17 protein-coding genes are annotated in these 17630 nt (G+C 68.1%); 6 read left to right on the top strand and 11 right to left on the bottom strand.

What is annotated here, in order from left to right:
• Window positions 1-12 precede the first annotated feature (12 nt).
• Both C1926_RS08840 and C1926_RS08845 read left to right on the top strand, forming a co-directional pair.
• Window positions 13-612, top strand: a complete 600-nt coding sequence (locus C1926_RS08840) for a hypothetical protein (RefSeq protein ID WP_108758929.1) — start codon at window positions 13-15, stop codon at window positions 610-612.
• A gap of 107 nt (window positions 613-719) precedes the next feature.
• On the top strand, window positions 720-1496 hold the full coding sequence (locus C1926_RS08845) for a DUF481 domain-containing protein (RefSeq protein ID WP_108758930.1): 777 nt from the start codon (window positions 720-722) through the stop codon (window positions 1494-1496).
• A gap of 166 nt (window positions 1497-1662) precedes the next feature.
• On the opposite strand, the gene hemC is transcribed toward C1926_RS08845, so the two are convergent.
• The 6 genes from hemC to C1926_RS21665 form a co-directional block, all read right to left on the bottom strand.
• Complete coding sequence (hemC, locus tag C1926_RS08850) at window positions 1663-2574, bottom strand: hydroxymethylbilane synthase (RefSeq protein ID WP_108758931.1); 912 nt, start codon at window positions 2572-2574, stop codon at window positions 1663-1665.
• 561 nt (window positions 2575-3135) lie between these two features.
• Window positions 3136-3870 carry a LytTR family DNA-binding domain-containing protein gene (locus tag C1926_RS08855; RefSeq protein ID WP_174213518.1) on the bottom strand — a complete coding sequence of 245 codons (735 nt, stop codon included), beginning with the start codon at window positions 3868-3870 and terminating at the stop codon, window positions 3136-3138.
• Between the two features lie 4 nt (window positions 3871-3874).
• Window positions 3875-4918 (bottom strand): sensor histidine kinase, encoded by a 1044-nt coding sequence (locus tag C1926_RS08860; RefSeq protein ID WP_174208701.1) that lies wholly within the window; start codon window positions 4916-4918, stop codon window positions 3875-3877.
• A 3-nt stretch (window positions 4919-4921) separates the two neighbouring features.
• Complete coding sequence (locus tag C1926_RS08865) at window positions 4922-5581, bottom strand: alpha/beta hydrolase (RefSeq protein WP_108758933.1); 660 nt, start codon at window positions 5579-5581, stop codon at window positions 4922-4924.
• 50 nt (window positions 5582-5631) lie between these two features.
• Window positions 5632-7560, bottom strand: coding sequence for a glucans biosynthesis glucosyltransferase MdoH (gene mdoH, locus C1926_RS08870; RefSeq protein ID WP_108747442.1), 1929 nt, complete (start codon window positions 7558-7560; stop codon window positions 5632-5634).
• 436 nt (window positions 7561-7996) lie between these two features.
• Window positions 7997-8161 (bottom strand): hypothetical protein, encoded by a 165-nt coding sequence (locus C1926_RS21665; protein ID WP_174214088.1) that lies wholly within the window; start codon window positions 8159-8161, stop codon window positions 7997-7999.
• A gap of 211 nt (window positions 8162-8372) precedes the next feature.
• Between C1926_RS21665 and C1926_RS08875 the strand changes: the two genes are divergently transcribed.
• Window positions 8373-8759: a DUF2628 domain-containing protein gene (locus C1926_RS08875; protein WP_108758934.1), complete on the top strand. Its 387-nt coding sequence runs from the start codon at window positions 8373-8375 to the stop codon at window positions 8757-8759.
• A gap of 68 nt (window positions 8760-8827) precedes the next feature.
• Here C1926_RS08875 and C1926_RS08880 read toward each other — a convergent pair whose 3' ends face one another.
• Both C1926_RS08880 and C1926_RS08885 read right to left on the bottom strand, forming a co-directional pair.
• On the bottom strand, window positions 8828-11362 hold the full coding sequence (locus C1926_RS08880; RefSeq protein ID WP_108758935.1) for a methyl-accepting chemotaxis protein: 2535 nt from the start codon (window positions 11360-11362) through the stop codon (window positions 8828-8830).
• A gap of 267 nt (window positions 11363-11629) precedes the next feature.
• A complete protein-coding gene (locus C1926_RS08885) occupies window positions 11630-12523 on the bottom strand; it encodes an NAD(P)-dependent oxidoreductase (protein WP_108747445.1) in 894 nt (297 codons plus the stop codon).
• Between the two features lie 233 nt (window positions 12524-12756).
• On the opposite strand from C1926_RS08885, the gene C1926_RS08890 reads away from it, so the two are divergent.
• Complete coding sequence (locus C1926_RS08890) at window positions 12757-13074, top strand: KGG domain-containing protein (protein ID WP_079223595.1); 318 nt, start codon at window positions 12757-12759, stop codon at window positions 13072-13074.
• Between the two features lie 82 nt (window positions 13075-13156).
• Here the strand turns inward: C1926_RS08890 and C1926_RS08895 are convergent, their stop codons facing one another.
• The 3 genes from C1926_RS08895 to C1926_RS08905 all read right to left on the bottom strand — a co-directional run bounded on the left by C1926_RS08895 (window position 13157) and on the right by C1926_RS08905 (window position 15855).
• On the bottom strand, window positions 13157-13609 hold the full coding sequence (locus C1926_RS08895) for a PA2169 family four-helix-bundle protein (protein WP_079223597.1): 453 nt from the start codon (window positions 13607-13609) through the stop codon (window positions 13157-13159).
• Window positions 13610-13811: 202 nt separating this feature from the next.
• Window positions 13812-14954 carry a hypothetical protein gene (locus C1926_RS08900; RefSeq protein ID WP_159095059.1) on the bottom strand — a complete coding sequence of 381 codons (1143 nt, stop codon included), beginning with the start codon at window positions 14952-14954 and terminating at the stop codon, window positions 13812-13814.
• A complete protein-coding gene (locus C1926_RS08905; protein ID WP_108758937.1) occupies window positions 14932-15855 on the bottom strand; it encodes a LysR family transcriptional regulator in 924 nt (307 codons plus the stop codon). Before C1926_RS08905 ends, C1926_RS08900 begins: the two co-directional genes overlap by 23 nt.
• Window positions 15856-15961: 106 nt before the next feature.
• Between C1926_RS08905 and C1926_RS08910 the strand changes: the two genes are divergently transcribed.
• Both C1926_RS08910 and C1926_RS08915 read left to right on the top strand, forming a co-directional pair.
• On the top strand, window positions 15962-16711 hold the full coding sequence (locus C1926_RS08910) for an SDR family oxidoreductase (protein ID WP_108758938.1): 750 nt from the start codon (window positions 15962-15964) through the stop codon (window positions 16709-16711).
• Between the two features lie 116 nt (window positions 16712-16827).
• On the top strand, window positions 16828-17469 hold the full coding sequence (locus tag C1926_RS08915) for a glutathione S-transferase family protein (RefSeq protein WP_108758939.1): 642 nt from the start codon (window positions 16828-16830) through the stop codon (window positions 17467-17469).
• The last annotated feature ends 161 nt before the right edge of the window (window positions 17470-17630 follow it).

Raw genomic sequence — 17630 nt, forward strand, 5'->3', positions numbered from 1 at the left:
ATGGAGCGCCCGATGCGCCGCCTGCCTGCCCTGCCCCTGCTGGCCTGCCTGCTGCTGGCCGCCTGTGATCGCGCCCCCGCACCGGCGGCCGCCGGCGCCCCGGTACCCGCCGCCGAGCCGGCGCACGCGGTGCTGGCCGCCAGCGAGCGCTTGGCCGGCCTGCGCAGCTTCCACGCCGAACTGGACCTGCAGGGTGCGGCGCAGCCGGTGCGCAGCGCCATGGACTTCGTCGCGCCCGACCGCTTCCGGGTGCAGACCCCGGCCGGCCAGCAGACGATCATCGGTGACACCATGTTCCTGCAGGCCGGCAGCGCCATCCAGCAGGTACCCACCCCGCCGGGCCTGATGGAGCAGTGGCGCAGCCCGCTGCCCAAGGATGCCCCCGCGGCCGAGCTGCGGGCCGAGGATCTGGGCCGGCAGTCGCTGGACGGGGTGGATACCCGCCACTACCGACTGCTGGGCGAGGCCGGCGAGCGGCTGGAATACTGGGTGGACGACCAGGGGCTGCCGCGGCAGATCGTGCGCAGCGGCAGCAACCAGGGCCGCCCCTACCAGCTGCGCCTGCGCTACTCGCGCTTCAACGACCCGGCCCTGCGCATCGAGCGCCCCTGAATGGGCGATGGCGATAACGCCTGCTGAAGCGCTGCTTCCGACCGGTTCTGGCGGCTATGGCGCATCCAGTATCATCACGGGTTGTTAACCGCTTCGGAGAAGCCTTGATGTCCCTGCGCGTGACCCTGCTTGTGCCCCTGCTGCTGTGCGCGCCGCTGGCGTATGCCCAGGATGCCTCCGAACTGGCGGCGATGACTTCGCCGTGGAGCGGCAGCGGTGGCGAACTGGGCTTTGCCGCAGCCAGCGGCAACAGCAGCACCGAGAGCTTCAACGGCGCCCTGCGCCTGCGCTACACCGATGGCGACTGGGTGCACACCATGGACCTGTTCGGCCTGCGCTCCAGCTCCAAGGTGACCGAGACCAACGACGACGGCAGCACCTCCCGCCGCGACAACACCACGGCCAACCGCTATACCGGCGCCGCCGGCAGCGCGCTGCAGCTGGGCGAACACCGCCAGCTGTTCGCCAAGGTGCGTACCGAGCGCGATGACTTCGCCACCTATGATCGCCGCAGCTCGTTCGGCCTGGGCTACGGTACCCGCCTGATCAACACCGAGCGCCTCTCCTTCGACGCCCTGCTGGGCCCGGGTGTCAGCCGTACCCACAGCACCGAGGACGACCGCACCCGCACCGGCCTGATCGGCCAGGGCCAGTTCGAGCTGAAGTTCGCCATCACCGGCAACACCGACCTGGTCAACAACCTGCTGGTCGAATCGGGCTCGTACAACACCTTCGGCCAGAACGATTTCGGCGTGTCGGTGAGCATGAACGAACACCTGGCCCTGAAGGCCGGCTGGCAGGCCCGTTACAACAGCGACGTGGCCGACGACAAGCGCCGGACCGATACGCTGACCACGATGAACGTGGTCTACAAGTTCAAATGAGAAACGGGCGCCCAGGGCGCCCGTCTTCTTTTGTAGAGTCGAGCCATGCTCGACTGCTGTTGGCCAGCCAGTCGAGCATGGCTCGACTCTACGGAAGGCCCAGTCGAGCATGGCTCGACTCTACGAACGGCCCAGTCGAGCAAGCTCGACTCTACGGGCGCGCGGTTCAGACGTTCAGCAGCTCGCCCGCACCGCCGTCCAGCAGCATCCTGGCCACCTGCTGGCCCAGCGTTTCCGGATCGCTGGCCGGGCCCACAGCTTCGGCGCGCACCGCGCGGCCATCACTGGCACTGCCGACCATGCCCTGCAGGTGCAGATCCTGGCCCTGCCACTGTGCGATGGCCGCCACCGGCACATGGCAGCTGCCATGCAGCGCGCGGTTCATCGCCCGCTCCGCTTCCACGCAGGCACGGGTATCAGCGTCGTCCAGGCGGGCGAACAATTCCATCAGCCGCGCGTTGCCACCATCACACTCCACCGCTACCGCGCCCTGCGCCGGCGCCGGCAGCCACTGCGGCGGCTGCAGGCGGGCCACGATGCGATCGCCCAGGCCCAGCCGTTCAAGCCCGGCCACGGCCAGCACGATGGCGTCGTAGCCACCGTTGTCGAGCTTGGCCAGGCGTGTGTTGACGTTGCCGCGCAGGTCCAGCAGCTGCAGGTCCGGGCGCAGCGCGCGCAGCTGCGCCTGCCGGCGCAGCGAGGACGTACCCACGCGCGCGCCGATGGGCAGCGCATCCAGCGAGGCATACAGGTTGGAGATGAAGCCATCGGCCGGGTCGTGGCGGGTCAGCATGGCCGGCAGCGCGAACGGCGCATCCAGTTCCATCGGCACATCCTTCAGCGAATGCACCGCGCAGTCGGCATCGCCGCGCAGCATGGCCAGCTCCAGTTCCTTCAGGAACAGGCCCTTGCCGCCGATGGCGGCCAGCGAGCGGTCGAGCACTTCATCGCCGCGGGTGCTCATCGGCACCAGTTCCACGTGCAGGCCGGGGTAGGCCTGGCGCAGGCGGTCGGCGACGTGTTCGCTCTGCCAGAGGGCGAGCGGGCTCTTGCGGGTGGCGATGCGGACGGTTTCCATCCGGGCATTATCGCGCCTATCGGCGGGATACGGCCAACGGCGGAGCCCCTCGTGGCGGGTGCTATCAAAGCAGAAGCCGTGCTTGGCCGGGGCGGTGGGGTCAGGCGGGGACGCCGTGAACCCATCCATGGGGGCTTGGCCGCGGCATCCATGCCGCGGACACCCCGCCTGACCCCACCGCCCCGGCCCCTGACAGTTTCCGTGCGCGCCAGCCACGGAAGATCAAAAGAAAAATCAAAAGCCGGAGGCTTCCGGGGTCAGATCCCTTTTCCGCAGGAAAAGGGATCTGACCCCTCTTTCCCCACCCGATAACAACAATGCTCTGCTCTTGCCGTCCGGCGCAGGAGAAACGAGAGGGTTGGGCCGGAGTGGGGTGGCGGGACCGTTGGCGCCATGGATGGCGCCATCGAGCCCCCATGGATGGGTTTACGGCGTGTCCCGCCACCCCACCCCGGCCCGACCCAGCACGTAGCAGCAACGAGCCGACCAACCCGCCGTTGCTGTTGCCATTGATCTTGATGTTGATCTGAAAGCAGTCGCGGCCGCAGGCCGCGCGGAACCCTACAGATGCCGCAGTTCCTGCTTCAGCGTCGCCACGCACCGGCGGCTCACTTCCAGCGGCTGCTTGCCATGCCGCAGCACCGCCTGCACCTGCCCGCCCACGCCGCGCCGCAGCTCCACCAGTTCATGGCGCGCCACCAGGCAGTTGCGGTGGATCCGCACGAAGCGGCTGGCGAACTCCTCTTCCAGCGACTTCAGCGATTCTTCAATCAGGTCTTCGCCGCGTGCGTGGTGCACCACCACGTACTTCTCTTCGGCCTGCAGGTAGTGGATGTCATCCAGCGGAATCAGGCGCAGGCTGCCACGCAGGCGCGCGCACAGCATGCTGCGGGCCTGGCCGCCGCTGTGCTCGGGCTGGCCATCGCGGCCGGCCAGGAACGTGCGCGCACGGGCAATGGCCGCCGCGAGGCGTTCGGCGCGCACCGGCTTCATCAGGTAATCGATCGCTGCCGCCTCGAAGGCCGACAGCGCGTGCGCGTCGTAGGCGGTGCAGAACACCACCGCTGGCCGCGGTTCGAAACTGGCCAGGTGACGCGCGGCTTCCAGGCCGTCCAGGCCAGGCATGGCGATGTCCAGCAGGACCAGGTCCGGCTGCAGTTCCGCGCACGCATGCAGGGCCTGTTCGCCGTTGCCGGCCTCGGCCACCACGTCGATGCCCTCCTGCGCTGCCAACAGGCTGCGCAGGCGCTCGCGGGCCAGCGGTTCGTCATCGGCGATGACTACCCTCACGCTCATTCCCTCACTGGATCGGCACTGTCACTTGACAGGCATAGTAGCCTTCGCTCCAGCCGGCCGTCATCCGCGCGGCACGGCCAAAGCGCCACGCCAACCGATGGCCGATGCTGTGCTGGGCGTGGCCGGCACCGCGTGCCAGGGCCAGCCCCGGGGCCTGCGGATCCGGCGCCGGATTGCGAACTGTGATCTGCAGCTCATTGTTCGTGCAGGCCAGCAGCAGCTCGATCGTGCCGCCTTCGGGCAACCGCGAAATACCGTGCAGCACCGCGTTTTCCACCAGCGGTTGCAGCACCAGGCGCGGCAGTGGCAGGTCCCATGGCAGGGGTTCCTCGCGCTGCCAGCGCACCTGCAGGCGTTCGCCCAGGCGCAGCGATTCAATCGACAGGTAACGCTCGGCCAGCTCGCATTCGTCGCGCAGGGTCGAATCACCCTCGCCGGCGCCCAGCGCTGCACGGAACAGATCGGACAGATCCAGCACCGCACGCTCGGCCACGGCCGGGTCGCGGTGCAGCAGGCTGGCGATCAGGTTCATGCTGTTGAACAGGAAATGCGGGCGGATGCGCGCCTGCAGGGCGTCGGCCTGCGCGCGCGCGTTGGCCTGCACCTGCGCGGCCCAGCGGTCACTGACATAGAAATAGCGCAGCGCCAGCGCGGTGATCAGGGCGGTGGTTGCAGCACTGCCCAGGGTGAAACGCCAGAAGCTGATGCCGCGGGTGAAGTTGTCACCCAGCACCGCGTACAGGGCGTGGACGACGCCGGCGCAGGCCACCGCGATGAATGCCGACAAGCCGATGGCCAGCACCGCGCCAAGCACCTCGGGCAGGGTCGACAGTGCGCGCCGCAGCAGGCACAGGCAGGCGCTGACCGCGAGCGCAAGCCACAACGCGAAACCGCTGGCCGAGGCCAGCTCGCCCAGCGTCCAGTGGCGGCTGCCATCGGGCGCCAGGGCCAGCACCACCACCACCAGTTCGGCCAGGCCCAGCATCGCCAGCATGCGCGGCAGGCGGCACAGTTCCGGCATCCACGGGGCGCTGGCGCTGGCAGCCATGGCTCAGGCCACGCCCAGCCGTTCCTGCAGCCAGTCGCCCAGCGCTTGGATTTCCTCGGCGCAGACCTGGTGCGCCATCGGGTAGCGCTGCCACTGCAGCGACAGGCCCAGCGTGCGCAGCACCTGCGCGCTGTGCTCGGCCACCGCCAGCGGGATCACCGGATCGCCACTGCCGTGGGCCATGAACACCGGCACGTCGACGGCGCCGTCGACGCGGCGGGCGGCTTCTGCATCGGGCAGGTAGGTGGACAGTGCGATCAGGCCCGCCAGCGGCGCGGTACGTTCCAGCGCAGCACTGAGGATGACCGCCCCGCCCTGCGAGAAGCCTGCCAGGAAGATGTGGTCGGCGGCGACGCCGCGTTCGATCTCGCGCGCGATCAGCGCATCCAGCTGGGCCACCGATTCGCGCACGCCGGCCATGTCGGCACGCGAGCGGAAATCCATGCCGACGATGTCGTACCAGCCGCGCATCGGCACGCCGTTGTTGATCGTGATCGGCCGCACCGGTGCATGCGGGAACACGAAGCGCAGCGCCGGCCAGTGCGGGCGCACCAGCTCGGGCACGATCGGCGCGAAATCATGGCCATCGGCCCCCAGGCCATGCAGCCAGATCACCGACCATTGCGGCGAGGCGCCGGTTTCCTGTTCCACCGTTTGCAGCATGATGCGGCTCCTTCAAGTTCGAGCCGCATTATGCCGCCGCCATGGGGCGATCAGTACAGCGGCGGCTGCTGGGCCGCTTCGCGGCGCAGTTCGGCGGCACGCACCAGAACGGGCGGCGGGGTGTTTTCCTCGGGGATGTCCAGCAGCCCCAGGCGGTGCAGGAAGCCACCGGGCCCGCGCGAGGAGGTCAGCGCCACCACGGGAATGGCCAGCACCATGCCGATCACCACCGGTGCCATCCACGCGGCCAACGACGGCGATACCGCCCAGGCCAGCACACCCATGAAGGCACCGAACACGCCCAGCCCGCCATAGCCACGGACCAGCGCCATCCAGGAAATGCCGCCGTCGTCGCGCTGCTGTGCGTCCCAGCCCGAATCGCGGCCGGACAGCACTTCGGCCACGCCGCGCGACTGCACGTACATCACCACCGGCGCCATCAGTGCGGCCAGCACGGTTTCCACCAGCATCGACACGAAGGCGCGGAAGGCGCCACCGCAGCCGCGCCGATCCACCGGATCCAGCAGCATGGCCAGGTAGCCCAGCACCTTGGGCAGCAGCAGTACGGCCATGGTCGCGCCGAACAGGCGCACCACCTGCTCCTCGTCCTGCGCACGCCAGTACACGCTGGGCGACAGGTGCAGCAGCGCATTGAAATCGATGCCTTCCTGGAACAGCGGGATGGCGATGCCGATCAGCATCAACATGCCCCACATCGGCGCAGTGAAGTAGTGGCCGATGCCGATCAGCATGTGTACGCGGCTGATCCAGTGCAGGCCGCGGCTGCCGACCACCTTGCCGTGCTGCAGGTTGCCCTGGCACCAGCGGCGGTCGCGCACCAGCATGTCGGTCAGGGTCGGCGGGCCTTCTTCGTAGCTGCCGCCCAGGTAGGGCACCATGTGCGCGGCCCAGCCGCCCCGGCGCATCAGCGCGGCTTCGACGAAATCGTGGCTGAGCACGTGGCCGCCGAACGGCTTGCGCCCGGGAAGGGCCGGCAGGCCGGCCTGGTCGGCGAAGGCGCGGGTGCGGATGATCGCGTTGTGGCCCCAGTAGTTGCTCTCGGCGCCATGCCACCACGCCACGCCGCGGGCGATGACCGGCCCGTACACGCGGCCACCGAACTGCTGCATGCGGGCAAACAGGGTGCGGCCGCCGATCACCGACGGCAGGGTCTGGATCAGGCCGACGTCAGCGTTGTGTTCCATGCCGGCCACCAAACGCACGATGCTGTCGCCGGTCATCAGGCTGTCGGCGTCCAGGATCAGCATCTGCGGGTAGGCGCCGCCGAAACGGCGCACCCAGTCGGCGATGTTGCCGGCCTTGCGCGCGCCGTTGTCGCTGCGGCGGCGGTAGAACAGGCGCACCCGGCCATCGGGCACAAGTTCGCGCAGCTCGTTGAAGACCAGCTCTTCGGCGCGGGCGATGTCCTCGCGGCGGGTGTCGCTGAGCACGAAGAAATCGAAGCGTTCCAGCTGCCCGGTGGCGGCCACCGATTCGTAGATCGCGCGCAGGCCGGCCAGCAGCCGTCGCGGGTCTTCGTTGTAGGTGGGCATCAGCAGCGCGGTGCGGCTGTGCACGATCGGCAACGGCTTGTCCGGGTCGATGCCCAGGCGGTAGCCGCGGTCGAACACGGCGGTGAGGAAGCCGGCCACGGCACTGGCGAAGGACAGCGCGATCCAGGCGAACAGGCCGACGAACAGCACCAGCAGGCAGGCCTCGAGCACACTGATGCCGTCGGTGGACAGTACCCGCCACATCATCCGCGTGGCCACGGCGGTCATCGCCGCAGTACCACCGAAGAGGTACAGGCGGCGCAGCTTGATCATGCGCGGCGAGGTGCGGTGGCGTCGGACCTTGAGCTTGCCTTCGCGCAGGGTCTGCTCGGGCATCTGCAGGGGGGCTTCGGGCGGCAACAGCGCCCAGCCGGCATCCAGCTCGGGGTTGCCCGGGCCGGCGTGGGAGGTGGTTTGAGCTTCCATCGCGTCTACTCCGCCCAGGCAGCGCAACTGGCCATCCTGGCCAGGCGGCATGCACCAGGGTTCCCCGCGCGCATTCCCGGCGCCCGCACTTGTCCTGCCTGCGACGGCGTCACGCCGCGCAGTCGATGTCTGTCACTACCGGAACCCACACGATCTCCAACGGGGCGGAATCGAAAATGCGGCCCAGCATAAGAGGGCAAATGTAAGGTGAGCGCGAAGGTTTACGCCGGGGATTTCCCCCATTCAGCAAAAAACGGGCGATGGCGGGCTCGAGCATGCCGCGCACACGCAGGCGCGACGGAAACTGGATCGAGCAAAATGATAACGATTCCCAATCAGGGAATTCGGCCACAGATGCGCCGCGAGACGCCAACCTGGGTTGGCCGATGCTCGTTCTGCGCAGAAGGGTGCCAACCAGCGTTGGCACCCGCCAGGGCTAGATCGTCTCGGGCGCAGCCGGATCGCGGCTGGCCGCCGCGCGCGCGCGGTCCATCGCCACCGCCAGTTGCTGGCGGGCGAGCAGTTGTTGTGCCTGCACCACTTCGGGTGTCGGCAGAAGCACCGGGCCGGGTGCGTTTTCCGGTGTAACAGGTGTGGTCATGCAACCTCCGTGGACATCCCGCCGACCGCAGGCCAAGGCCCAAGCGACAGCGGAACTGCGCACCCTATCCTAAAAACAAGAAGGGTGGGTGACGGTGCGACGCCCGGACGCAAGGCCCTGACTGGTTCAGCGTCACATTTCTGACGGCCCGGACTGGCTGGCTGAATGCGACGCATTTATCATGAAAACGTTTTCTTACACGGACGTGCCCATGAACGCCATCGATCTTTCCCGTTTCGACGCGAAGTGGCAGTTCCGCTTCAACTTCTACCAGCAGCACGGCTCGCCCAAGGATCCGCGCTTCGCGCCGGCCTGGAAAGCGCTGCCCGTCGGCGAGCGCCTGACGATCAACATCAACTTCCTTGCCCTGTTCTTCAGCTGGATCTACCTGCTGACCCTGGGCATGTGGCGCAAGGCGCTGGTGGTGATCGCCATCTTCATCGGCCTGTTCGCACTGGCCTTCGTGCTGCCGACCATCCTGGTCCAAGGGCTGATCGGTGGGTTCTGCGCGCTGCTGGCCCACTGCACCAACTACGGCTACTACCTGGAACAGGTAAAGGGCCGTGCCAGCTGGAACCCGTTCGACGGCTTCATCTGACGCACGGCCAGTGGTGCGGATGTGCACTGACGACGCCCGGCTCCGGCCGGGCGTCGTCGTCTGCGCCGTCAGGCCGCGCGCAGCTTCGCCGCCGCCGGCGCATCTGCCTGCAGGCGGAAGCGCGAAACCGCCACCGCCAGCTGCTCGGCCTGGTCTTCCATTGCCCGTGCGGCGGCCGTCGCCTCTTCCACCAGCGCCGCGTTCTGCTGGGTGGTTTCGTCCATCTGCACCACGGTCTGGTTGACCTGCTCGATGCCCGCCGACTGCTCGCGCGAGGCGGCCGAGATCTCGGCCATGATGTCGTTCACCCGGCCCACCTGGCCGACGATCTCCTGCATCGTGCGGCCGGCACCGTGTACCAGCTGCGCGCCTGCACCGACCTGCGCCACCGAGGCGTCGATCAGCCCCTTGATCTCCTTGGCCGCGCCGGCAGAGCGCTGCGCCAGCGCGCGCACTTCACTGGCCACCACGGCAAAACCGCGGCCCTGCTCGCCGGCTCGCGCCGCTTCCACTGCCGCGTTCAGCGCCAGGATGTTGGTCTGGAACGCAATGCCGTCGATCACCGAAATGATCTCGGCAATGCGCTGCGAAGAGTTCTCGATCTGCTCCATGGTCTGCACCACCTGGCCGACCACCTGCCCGCCTTCGCTGGCCACGCCGGCCGCCGATGCCGCCAGGCTGTTGGCCTGCTGCGCGTGCTCGGCATTCTGGCGCACGGTGGAGGTCAGTTCCTCCATCGACGCGGCGGTCTCTTCCAGGTTGGCCGCCTGCTGCTCGGTGCGGCGCGACAGATCGCTGTTGCCCGAAGCAATCTCGCCGGCCGCCAGGCGGATGCTCGCCGCCGACTGCTGGATCTGGCCGACGATCTGGGTCAGCTGCTGCACCGTGCTGTTGGCATCGTCGCGCATCACCGCGAACACACCGTGGAAATCACCCTGCATGCGCGTGCTCAGGTCGCCGGCGGCAATCGCGCGCAGCAGCGTGGAGAGCGCGGCCAGGTTGTGGTCGCTCACCTGCATCATGGTGTTGAGCGTTTCCACCATGCGGCGGAAGTCGTGCTCGAAGCGCTGGCTATCGCCACGCACGGCGAAATCACCGGCAGCCGCGGCGGCCGCCAGCTGCTGGATCTGTTCGTTGATCGCCCCCAGGTTGGCCTTGGTGGTGGCCATGGCGGCGGTGAACACCGCCTTCTCGCCCGGCAGGGCGTCCATGTCCACGCTGAGGTCGCCCACCGCGTAGCGCCGCATCACGTCCACCAGGCGCTGGGTGACCGCGTTGCTGGATGCCACCAGCTGGTTGCTGTCGGCCACCATGCGGCCGTACTCGCCGGGGAAGGCGCTGGCATCCATGCGGTAGCTGATCTGGCCCTCGTCATGGCGCTGCGCCATGTCCGCCTGCGCCGCCATCACCGCCTGCAGCGTGCCACGCATGCCCTGCATCGCTTCCAGCAGGCGGCCCACTTCATCGTTGCTGCGCGGCGGCAGTGCGGTGTCCAGCTTGCCGGCCGCCACGTCACCGGCGATGCGCACGGCCTGCGCCAGCGGGCGGATGGCCAGGCGGCGCAGCAGCACGTAGACACCGGCACTGAGGGTGAGCGCGGCGATCACGCCGACCAGCAGGGTCAGCCACAGCAGCTGCCGGGCTTCGGCCACGATCACCGCGTGCGGCACCACCACGCCCAGTGCGAAGTGCTGCGGGGCATCGCCCACCTGCATCGGCACGTACAGGCGCACGTTGCCTTCAGCATCCGGCTCGAACGCCTCGAACGTCTTGCCCTCGGCAATCTGCGCCAGCATCTGCTGGGTGGCCGCATCGCTGCGCGGCTTGCCGATCTCGGCAGCATTGGCTGCTGCCAGCACCACGCCCTTGGGCGAAAGCAGTTCGACCCGGCCGGCCCCCATCGGGGTCAGCGTGGCCAGGTGCTTCTGCAGCGCCGCCAGCGAGAAATCGACGGTGAACACACCCAGGAAGGTGCCGTTTTCCACGATCGGCGTGCTCAGCGTGCTCATCAGCACCTGCTGGCCACCGATGGCGTAGGCATACGGCTCGCTGACCTTGGGCAGCTTGTCCCGGCTCGGCCCCATGTACCAGTCACCCGAGCCGTCGGGCAGATCGGTGTAGGCAGTCATCGGCGACTGCTGGGTCTTGCCGTTTTCCCAGGCCCAGTAGCTCATGAAACGCCCGGTGGCATCGTGCGCTTCGCTGTCGACGAAGTCCGCATCCTTGCCATCGAAGGCATTGGCCTCCCACATGGTGCTCTTGCCCACCCATTCCGGGTGCGCGTTCAGCTGTTCGCCGATGACCGCGGCCAGCGCGGCACGGTCCGGTGCATCGCCGCGGGCCCGCTGGGCCAGCACGGTTTCCACCATCGCATCGTTGCTGGCGAAGGCCGTGCCCAGATCGGCCGAGACCTTGCGCGCCTCGGCAATCGCTTCGCTGCCCATGGTCTGGCGCGAGGCATTGACCAGGCTGGCACTGGCCTGGCGGTAGATGAGGAAGGCGGTCACGCCGAAGCAGAGCAGCGCGATCGAAGCAGTGCCCAGCATCAGCTTGTGGGCGATGCTGCCCGGGCGACGGGCAGCGGCAGAGCGGGAAGAAGGCATGGATGGATCCGCAGGCAGTTCAGGACAACCGGCACCACGACGGTACCGCGCAGATGCGCGATCCCTCGCGCGGCCGCCCGCCGGCTGCGGATAGGAACCCACGGTGGCAAGGCACGCACCGGGTTAGCGGCCGCAGACGGGGCGGGTTGAGGAAAACCGCCTGCGGGAACCTGAATGGACTCACGTAGCGTCGAGCGCGCTCGACGTTCCTCCGCGTAGAGTCGAGCTTGCTCGACTGATGCCAGGAGCAGTCGAGCAAGCTCGACTCTACTCCACCACGCGGTCGCCCACCCATTGCGTGCGCGGCAGCACTTCGATGCTGCCCGCCGCGTACTGCTGCAGCACGCCCTCCGGGCCGAAGCGCGGCTGCCAGCCCAGCGCCTGGCGCAGGCGGCTGCTGTCGTAGACGCGGTCAATGCTCAGCGGCAGCGGCCAGCCGCGGCGCTCGAATTCGGCCAGCAGCTGCGGCACCCGCCGGGCCAGCACCTGGCGCGGGTTGGCGGCCAGCTGCAGGCAGTCGCTGCGCTGGAACGGCGTGGCCGCACAGGCGATGTAGCGCTGGAAGGCCCCGCCCTCGTCCACCAGCAGTGCCGCATGCGCGCTGGCCACGTCGCGCGCATCGATACCGCGATGCAGGCGGAACATCGCCATGCGTTCAGGCGACTCGGGGAAGCAGCGCGCCATGCGCAGTACGCGCACGTCAAACCCCGGCCCTGCCGCGCGCTCGGCCAGCGCTTCGGCCTGCAGCTTGGTGCGGTGGTAGATGGTGCGCGGCAGCGGGTCGGTGGTTTCATCGATCCAGCGGCAGCCACCGGCCACCACGGCGTGGCCGTACAGCGCCGTGGTGCTGGTCAGCACGAAGCGGCGCACCCCCGCCTGCCGGGCAAGCTGCAGCAGCTGCGCGGTGGCGTCCACGTTGATCTGCTGGAACACCTCATCAGGCACCAGGCCGACATGCGGTGCGTGCAGGGCTGCGGTGTGGATCACCGCATCCACGCCCCGCACGGCGCGCTCCAGCGCCTGGCGGTGGGTGATATCGGCAATGATGCGGGTGGTGTTGAACGGGCTGCGGTCCAACCCCACCACGTCGTGCTCGGCAGCCAGCGCACCAAAGATCGCGCGGCCGATCCGCCCGGAACTTCCGGTCAACAGGATCTTCATTGAATCCATTCACTCGACAACGCCCGGGAGCTACCGGGATGGTCCGATTCTAGGCGCGGGCGAAGGCTCGGCAACAGCCTGTTCACGTGCGCGGTCTGGTAGCGGGGCGTCAAGCGCATGCGTGGCCGGCGTGAAAGCAGCGGTGGGGATATGCACCTGCCATTAGCCCCGCCTGTGCAGGATGGAAGCGGTCGTCGAAGCTGGCGGCGTCCCTTCCGCACAGGAGACACAGCATGGCCAATGCACCCCACGGCGCACAGAATCGCGGCTTCGCCTCGATGGATGAAGACAAGCAACGCGCCATCGCCGCCAAGGGCGGCCGCGCGGCCCACGCATCGGGCAACGCGCATGAATTCAGTTCCGCCGAGGCACGCGTCGCCGGCCGCAAGGGCGGTGAGGCGATCAGCCGCAACCGCCAGCACATGGCGGCGATCGGCCGCGAGGGCGGGCATGCACGGCATGCCAATGCGCAGCGCCAGCAGCAGCAACAGATGCAGGACGAACCGCAGGCCCCTGCCGCACCGGCGTCGCCCTACCCCCAACAGGGCTGACCCTTCGTCTGGGCCAATAACGACAAGGCCCCGCCAATGGCGGGGCCTTGCACTGCAGCGATCACTCAGCCGAAGCTGGGGATCAGGCCGCCTTCATCGCATGCTTGCGGTCGCGCATCACGCGGTGGCAATCCTGCACTTCCGGCAGCCACGCGGTCACTTCTTGGCGCACGGCCGGCGGCAGGTCGTTGTCGTTCAGCACGTCCTTGAAGGCGCCCAGCAGGCGGTCTTCGGATTCCTCCAGCTCGGCCACGTAGCCGTAGTTGGTATCGCCGAAGGCGGCGCGCACCTTGCCGTAGAACTGCTGCATGGAACCGACCATGGTGCCGTGCTCGGCCGGCTTGCCACCGGTGGCGACGACAGCGCTGCTGAGCGAGGACACGATGCGCGCCTTGACACCGGCGATGCGCACGAACAGTGCGGACAGCTCGGTGTCCTTCACCTTGGTGGCGGCTTCTTCATAGAACGACTTGCCGTCGCGGGCGATCTCGATCAGGTCGTTGAGGCGGTGTTCGATGGTGGACTGGGTGCTCATGGTGTTTCTCCTTGATCGGGTCTGCGGGATGAGGGCAGCGGTGTGTCCGTTGCCTGCAGGACCAGAGTGGAGAAGTGCATGTGCGGCGCGGGTGAGCAGCGATTGATGCGGAAATCACGCGGCCCAACACGGCATAACCCTTCACGTTGCGCCACACATTTTTCACGCCGCCGGAAGCTCTCGCCGATGGCGCTGCGGGCGATCAGCCGTCCTTCCCCATCAACCAGCCGATCGCCTGCGGGAAGCTGGCCTGCCAGTCCTGCGGATAGCTGTGGCCACCGCCGTGCGTGCGCGACTTCAGCGTGTTGTCCAGACCGAACAGCGCGCGGAAATCCGCACTCATCTTCTGGTTGGCCGGCCCTTCCTGCTCCCCGTTGATGACAAATACGCGCTTGCCACGTGCCGCACTTTCGGTAGGCACCGGCTGGCGCCAGCCACCGGGTGACACCAGCAGCGCACCGGCATAGTCGGCCGGGTGCTGCGCAAGCAACGCACCTGCATGCTGGGACCCCTGCGAGAAGCCCATCAGGTAAACCTGCTTGCGATCGATGCAACGGCGTGTGGCCAATTCATCCAGGCCCTTCTGAACCGCCTTGTGCGTGCCCTCGTAGGGGCCGGTCCAACTGAAGCTGTCCAAGGACTCACGCATCTGCGTACCGTTGATGCCCAGCATCACCACGCCTGCGTCGGCCAGCGGCTGGTCGCTGCTGTCCAGATAGCCGTTGATGCCATAGCCATGCAACCACACAAGCACCGGCGCGCATGCCGGCAACGCAATGCCCCTGGACGGCTCCAGCACCGAGATCGCACCCACCCTGCCAGCCGCCACCTGGGCATAACGTGCCTGCGTGTTGGCCAGCACGCGCTTGAAGAACGGCGCGGCGCGCAGATCCTTGAAGTCATCATCCTCGGCCAGCACCGGCGCGAACCACATGCCGCGCTCGTCCGCCTCGTCGAGGTAGCGCTCGGCCAGTGCATCGTCGCCACGGCGCGCAAACAGCGCTGCCGCGTGGTACGACGCCTGCGAAAGTTCCGGATCCTGGCGCGCCGCAGCCAGGTACATCGCCAGCGACTGCAGCGGTGTCAGCGCGTCATCCTCGGCCTTCTCCATCAGCTCTGCTGCGGTGTCCGCGTTGATCAACGCATTGACGACCGGGCTGACCGCCTTGAACGCGATGGTGCTGGCATCCTCCTCCTCGGCAGCCAGGGCAACGGGCGCGCACGCGACCAGCGCGACGCAAAGCGCAACAGCAGACAGACAACGCATGAACATCTTCCTTGATACAGCGGCAAAAAAAAGGACCGCGATTCTAGCAGCCGGCTCAGTCCGCCACGTGCGGATCAATGCCCCTCACCAGGCGCGAGGCCAGACGCGCATTCTTCAGTTGCTGCAGCCACCACTGCAGCGCGCGCCCGTCGTGATCACCGCGCCAGGCCACGTACAGCAGGTTGGGCTCGCGCGGGTCTTCCATGGTTTTCTCCAGCAGCTCACCGCGTGCAAGCAGGCTGGCCACGCGATCGCGCGGCAACCAGCCCACGCCCAGCCCCTGCCGCTGTGCTTCGATCTTGGCGCGCATGTTCGGCACCGCCAGCGATGGCTGGCCACCCAGCACTCCGTAGCCGCGTGCATCCAGCCGGCGCGATGTGTCGGCCACCACCACCGCGCGGTGTTGCAGCAGCGCCGCCGCCGGTACCGGTTCCTGCACGCGCGCCAACGGATGCCGCGGCGACACCGCGAATACCCAGTCCATCACCCCCAGCTCGAACCAGCGCAGCCCGGGAATCACCGGCGGTTCGTTGGTCGCCCCGATCACTAGGTCCGCGCGGCCGTCGCGCAGGGCATCCCAGGTGCCGGTGAGCACTTCGTGGGTGATGCGCAGGCCGACGCCTGATTCCAGTGCATCGAACGCCTGGATGACCGGCAGCAGGGTTTCAAACTCCAGCACCTCGTCGGTGACGATCCACAAGCGGTCTTCCCAGCCACCGGCCACCTGCTTCACCCGCCGGGTCAGCCGCGAAACATCCAGCAGCAGCCGCGCGGCTTCCTGCGCCAGCAGTTGCCCCGCCGGGGTCAGCTGCAGGCGGTAGCGGCGGCGGTCGAACAGCAGGGCATCAAAGCGCGCTTCCAACTGCCGGGCCGCGTGCGAAACGGTGGAGGGCGCCTTGCCCAGCCGGGCCGCCGCACGGGACAGGCTGCCACTCTCGCGGATGGCTTCCAACAGGGCCAGTTCGTCTGCCGACAACATGTTCGATCCCTTCGAACGAGTTCGTCGGAATTGTGGCACGGAAACGGCCAGAGCCAAGCGCAGCATGGGCTCACGGCAAAGAGCCGGCATCGAAGGACTTTCCACCATGAACCGTTTCAGCAACAAGACCCTCCTCGTCACCGGCGGCAGCAGCGGCATCGGCCTGGCCACCGCCATGGCCTTCACCCAGCAGGGTGGCCGCGTGGTCATCACCGGCCGCGACGCCGCCGCGCTGGAAGTGGCCAAGGCCGCCCTCGGCGCTGACACCCTGGCCCTGGCCAACGACGCCGGCAACCTGGCCGACGCCCGTGCCCTCGCCGCCCGCCTGGCCGCCGACGGGGTGCGCCTGGACGCCGTGTTCCTCAATGCGGGCACCGCCCGCTTCGCCGCCTTCGCCGATGTGGACGAAGCACTGTGGGACCAGATCTTCGCGACCAACACCAAGGGCCCCTACTTCCAGCTGCAGGCCCTGCTGCCGCTGCTGAATCCTGGCGCATCGGTCGTCATCAACGGCTCCATCAACGCGCACATCGGCATGCCAGACACCACCGTGTACGCCGCCAGCAAGGCCGCGCTGATCTCGCTGGCCAGAACCCTTTCCGCCGAACTGTTGCCGCGCGGCGTGCGGGTGAACGTGGTCAGCCCCGGCCCGGTGACCACCCCGCTGTACGGCAAGCTGGGCCTGGATGCGGGCGCGCTGGACGCCACCGCCGCGCAGATCCAGAGCCAGATTCCGCTGGGCCGGTTCGGCACCCCGGAAGAAATCGCCGCCACCGTGCTGCACCTGGCCTCGCCCGAATCGGCCTTCATCGTCGGCACCGAGATCATCGCCGACGGCGGCATGGGCCAGCTGTAATCCCTTTCCTCCCGGGACACCGCCATGACACCCTGCGGTGCGGTCATGTGTCGATTCCCGCCCCCGTCGTTCGTCGGAACAGGAAAGGCAGGCCCTTCGCCTGCAGGAGCACCGCCATGCACCCGATCCTCACCGCCTTCGCCACCTCCCCCGACCGTGGCCAGGGCCTGGCCCGCGACATGCGCGTGCGCTGGGCGCTGGAGGAACTGGGCATCACCTACGACGTGCAGCTGCTGACCTTCGCCGAGATGAAGGAACCCGCGCACCGTGCGCGCCATCCGTTCGGGCAGATTCCCACCTATGAGGAAGGCGATCTGCGGCTGTTTGAATCGGGCGCGATCATCCTGCATCTGGCCGAGCAGCATCCGGGCCTGCTTCCCGCGGATGCAGCGGGCCGCATGCGCGCAATCGTCTGGATGTTCGCCGCCTTGAACACGGTGGAACCGCCCATCGTCGAGCGCTCGATGGCCTGGGTGCTGGAGCGCGAGCAGTCTTGGTACGCGCAACGGCTGGTGATGCTGGATGAGCGCGTGCGGCGGCGGCTGGATGAGCTGTCAGCACGGCTCGGTGATGGCCCCTGGCTGGACGGCGCGTTCAGTGCCGGCGACCTGCTGATGGTGTCGGTGCTGCTGCGCCTGAAGAGCAGCGGCATCGTCGATGAGTTCCCGTTGCTGGCTGCCTACGTGGCGCGCGCGACGGCGCGGCCGGCGTACCAGCGCGCGTTCGCCGCGCAGCTGGCGGTCTTCCAGAGCCAGTAGCGCCAGCAGCCGCCACATTGACGCCCCACCCGCACAGGCCTAAAGTCTGCGCCGCAGCCCTGCATCCGGCGCTGCCGCAGGCGTTATCGTCATCCAACGCGCCCACACCCGGGAGGGCCTCAGCAGAGGGAACCCGGATCAAAGGCGCCACGGTACCGTCC

It is taken from the genome of Stenotrophomonas sp. ZAC14A_NAIMI4_1, assembly GCF_003086915.1.
Taxonomy (GTDB): Bacteria; Pseudomonadota; Gammaproteobacteria; order Xanthomonadales; family Xanthomonadaceae; genus Stenotrophomonas.

What these genes read in the sequence shown, in the direction of transcription:
- C1926_RS08840 (WP_108758929.1), top strand. Translation starts at nt 13, where the DNA reads ATGCGCCGCCTGCCTGCCCTGCCCCTGCTGGCCTGCCTGCTGCTGGCC.
- C1926_RS08845 (WP_108758930.1), top strand. Translation starts at nt 720, where the DNA reads ATGTCCCTGCGCGTGACCCTGCTTGTGCCCCTGCTGCTGTGCGCGCCG.
- hemC (WP_108758931.1), bottom strand. Translation starts at nt 2,574, where the DNA reads ATGGAAACCGTCCGCATCGCCACCCGCAAGAGCCCGCTCGCCCTCTGG.
- C1926_RS08855 (WP_174213518.1), bottom strand. Translation starts at nt 3,870, where the DNA reads ATGAGCGTGAGGGTAGTCATCGCCGATGACGAACCGCTGGCCCGCGAG.
- C1926_RS08860 (WP_174208701.1), bottom strand. Translation starts at nt 4,918, where the DNA reads ATGGCTGCCAGCGCCAGCGCCCCGTGGATGCCGGAACTGTGCCGCCTG.
- C1926_RS08865 (WP_108758933.1), bottom strand. Translation starts at nt 5,581, where the DNA reads ATGCTGCAAACGGTGGAACAGGAAACCGGCGCCTCGCCGCAATGGTCG.
- mdoH (WP_108747442.1), bottom strand. Translation starts at nt 7,560, where the DNA reads ATGGAAGCTCAAACCACCTCCCACGCCGGCCCGGGCAACCCCGAGCTG.
- C1926_RS21665 (WP_174214088.1), bottom strand. Translation starts at nt 8,161, where the DNA reads ATGACCACACCTGTTACACCGGAAAACGCACCCGGCCCGGTGCTTCTG.
- C1926_RS08875 (WP_108758934.1), top strand. Translation starts at nt 8,373, where the DNA reads ATGAACGCCATCGATCTTTCCCGTTTCGACGCGAAGTGGCAGTTCCGC.
- C1926_RS08880 (WP_108758935.1), bottom strand. Translation starts at nt 11,362, where the DNA reads ATGCCTTCTTCCCGCTCTGCCGCTGCCCGTCGCCCGGGCAGCATCGCC.
- C1926_RS08885 (WP_108747445.1), bottom strand. Translation starts at nt 12,523, where the DNA reads ATGAAGATCCTGTTGACCGGAAGTTCCGGGCGGATCGGCCGCGCGATC.
- C1926_RS08890 (WP_079223595.1), top strand. Translation starts at nt 12,757, where the DNA reads ATGGCCAATGCACCCCACGGCGCACAGAATCGCGGCTTCGCCTCGATG.
- C1926_RS08895 (WP_079223597.1), bottom strand. Translation starts at nt 13,609, where the DNA reads ATGAGCACCCAGTCCACCATCGAACACCGCCTCAACGACCTGATCGAG.
- C1926_RS08905 (WP_108758937.1), bottom strand. Translation starts at nt 15,855, where the DNA reads ATGTTGTCGGCAGACGAACTGGCCCTGTTGGAAGCCATCCGCGAGAGT.
- C1926_RS08910 (WP_108758938.1), top strand. Translation starts at nt 15,962, where the DNA reads ATGAACCGTTTCAGCAACAAGACCCTCCTCGTCACCGGCGGCAGCAGC.
- C1926_RS08915 (WP_108758939.1), top strand. Translation starts at nt 16,828, where the DNA reads ATGCACCCGATCCTCACCGCCTTCGCCACCTCCCCCGACCGTGGCCAG.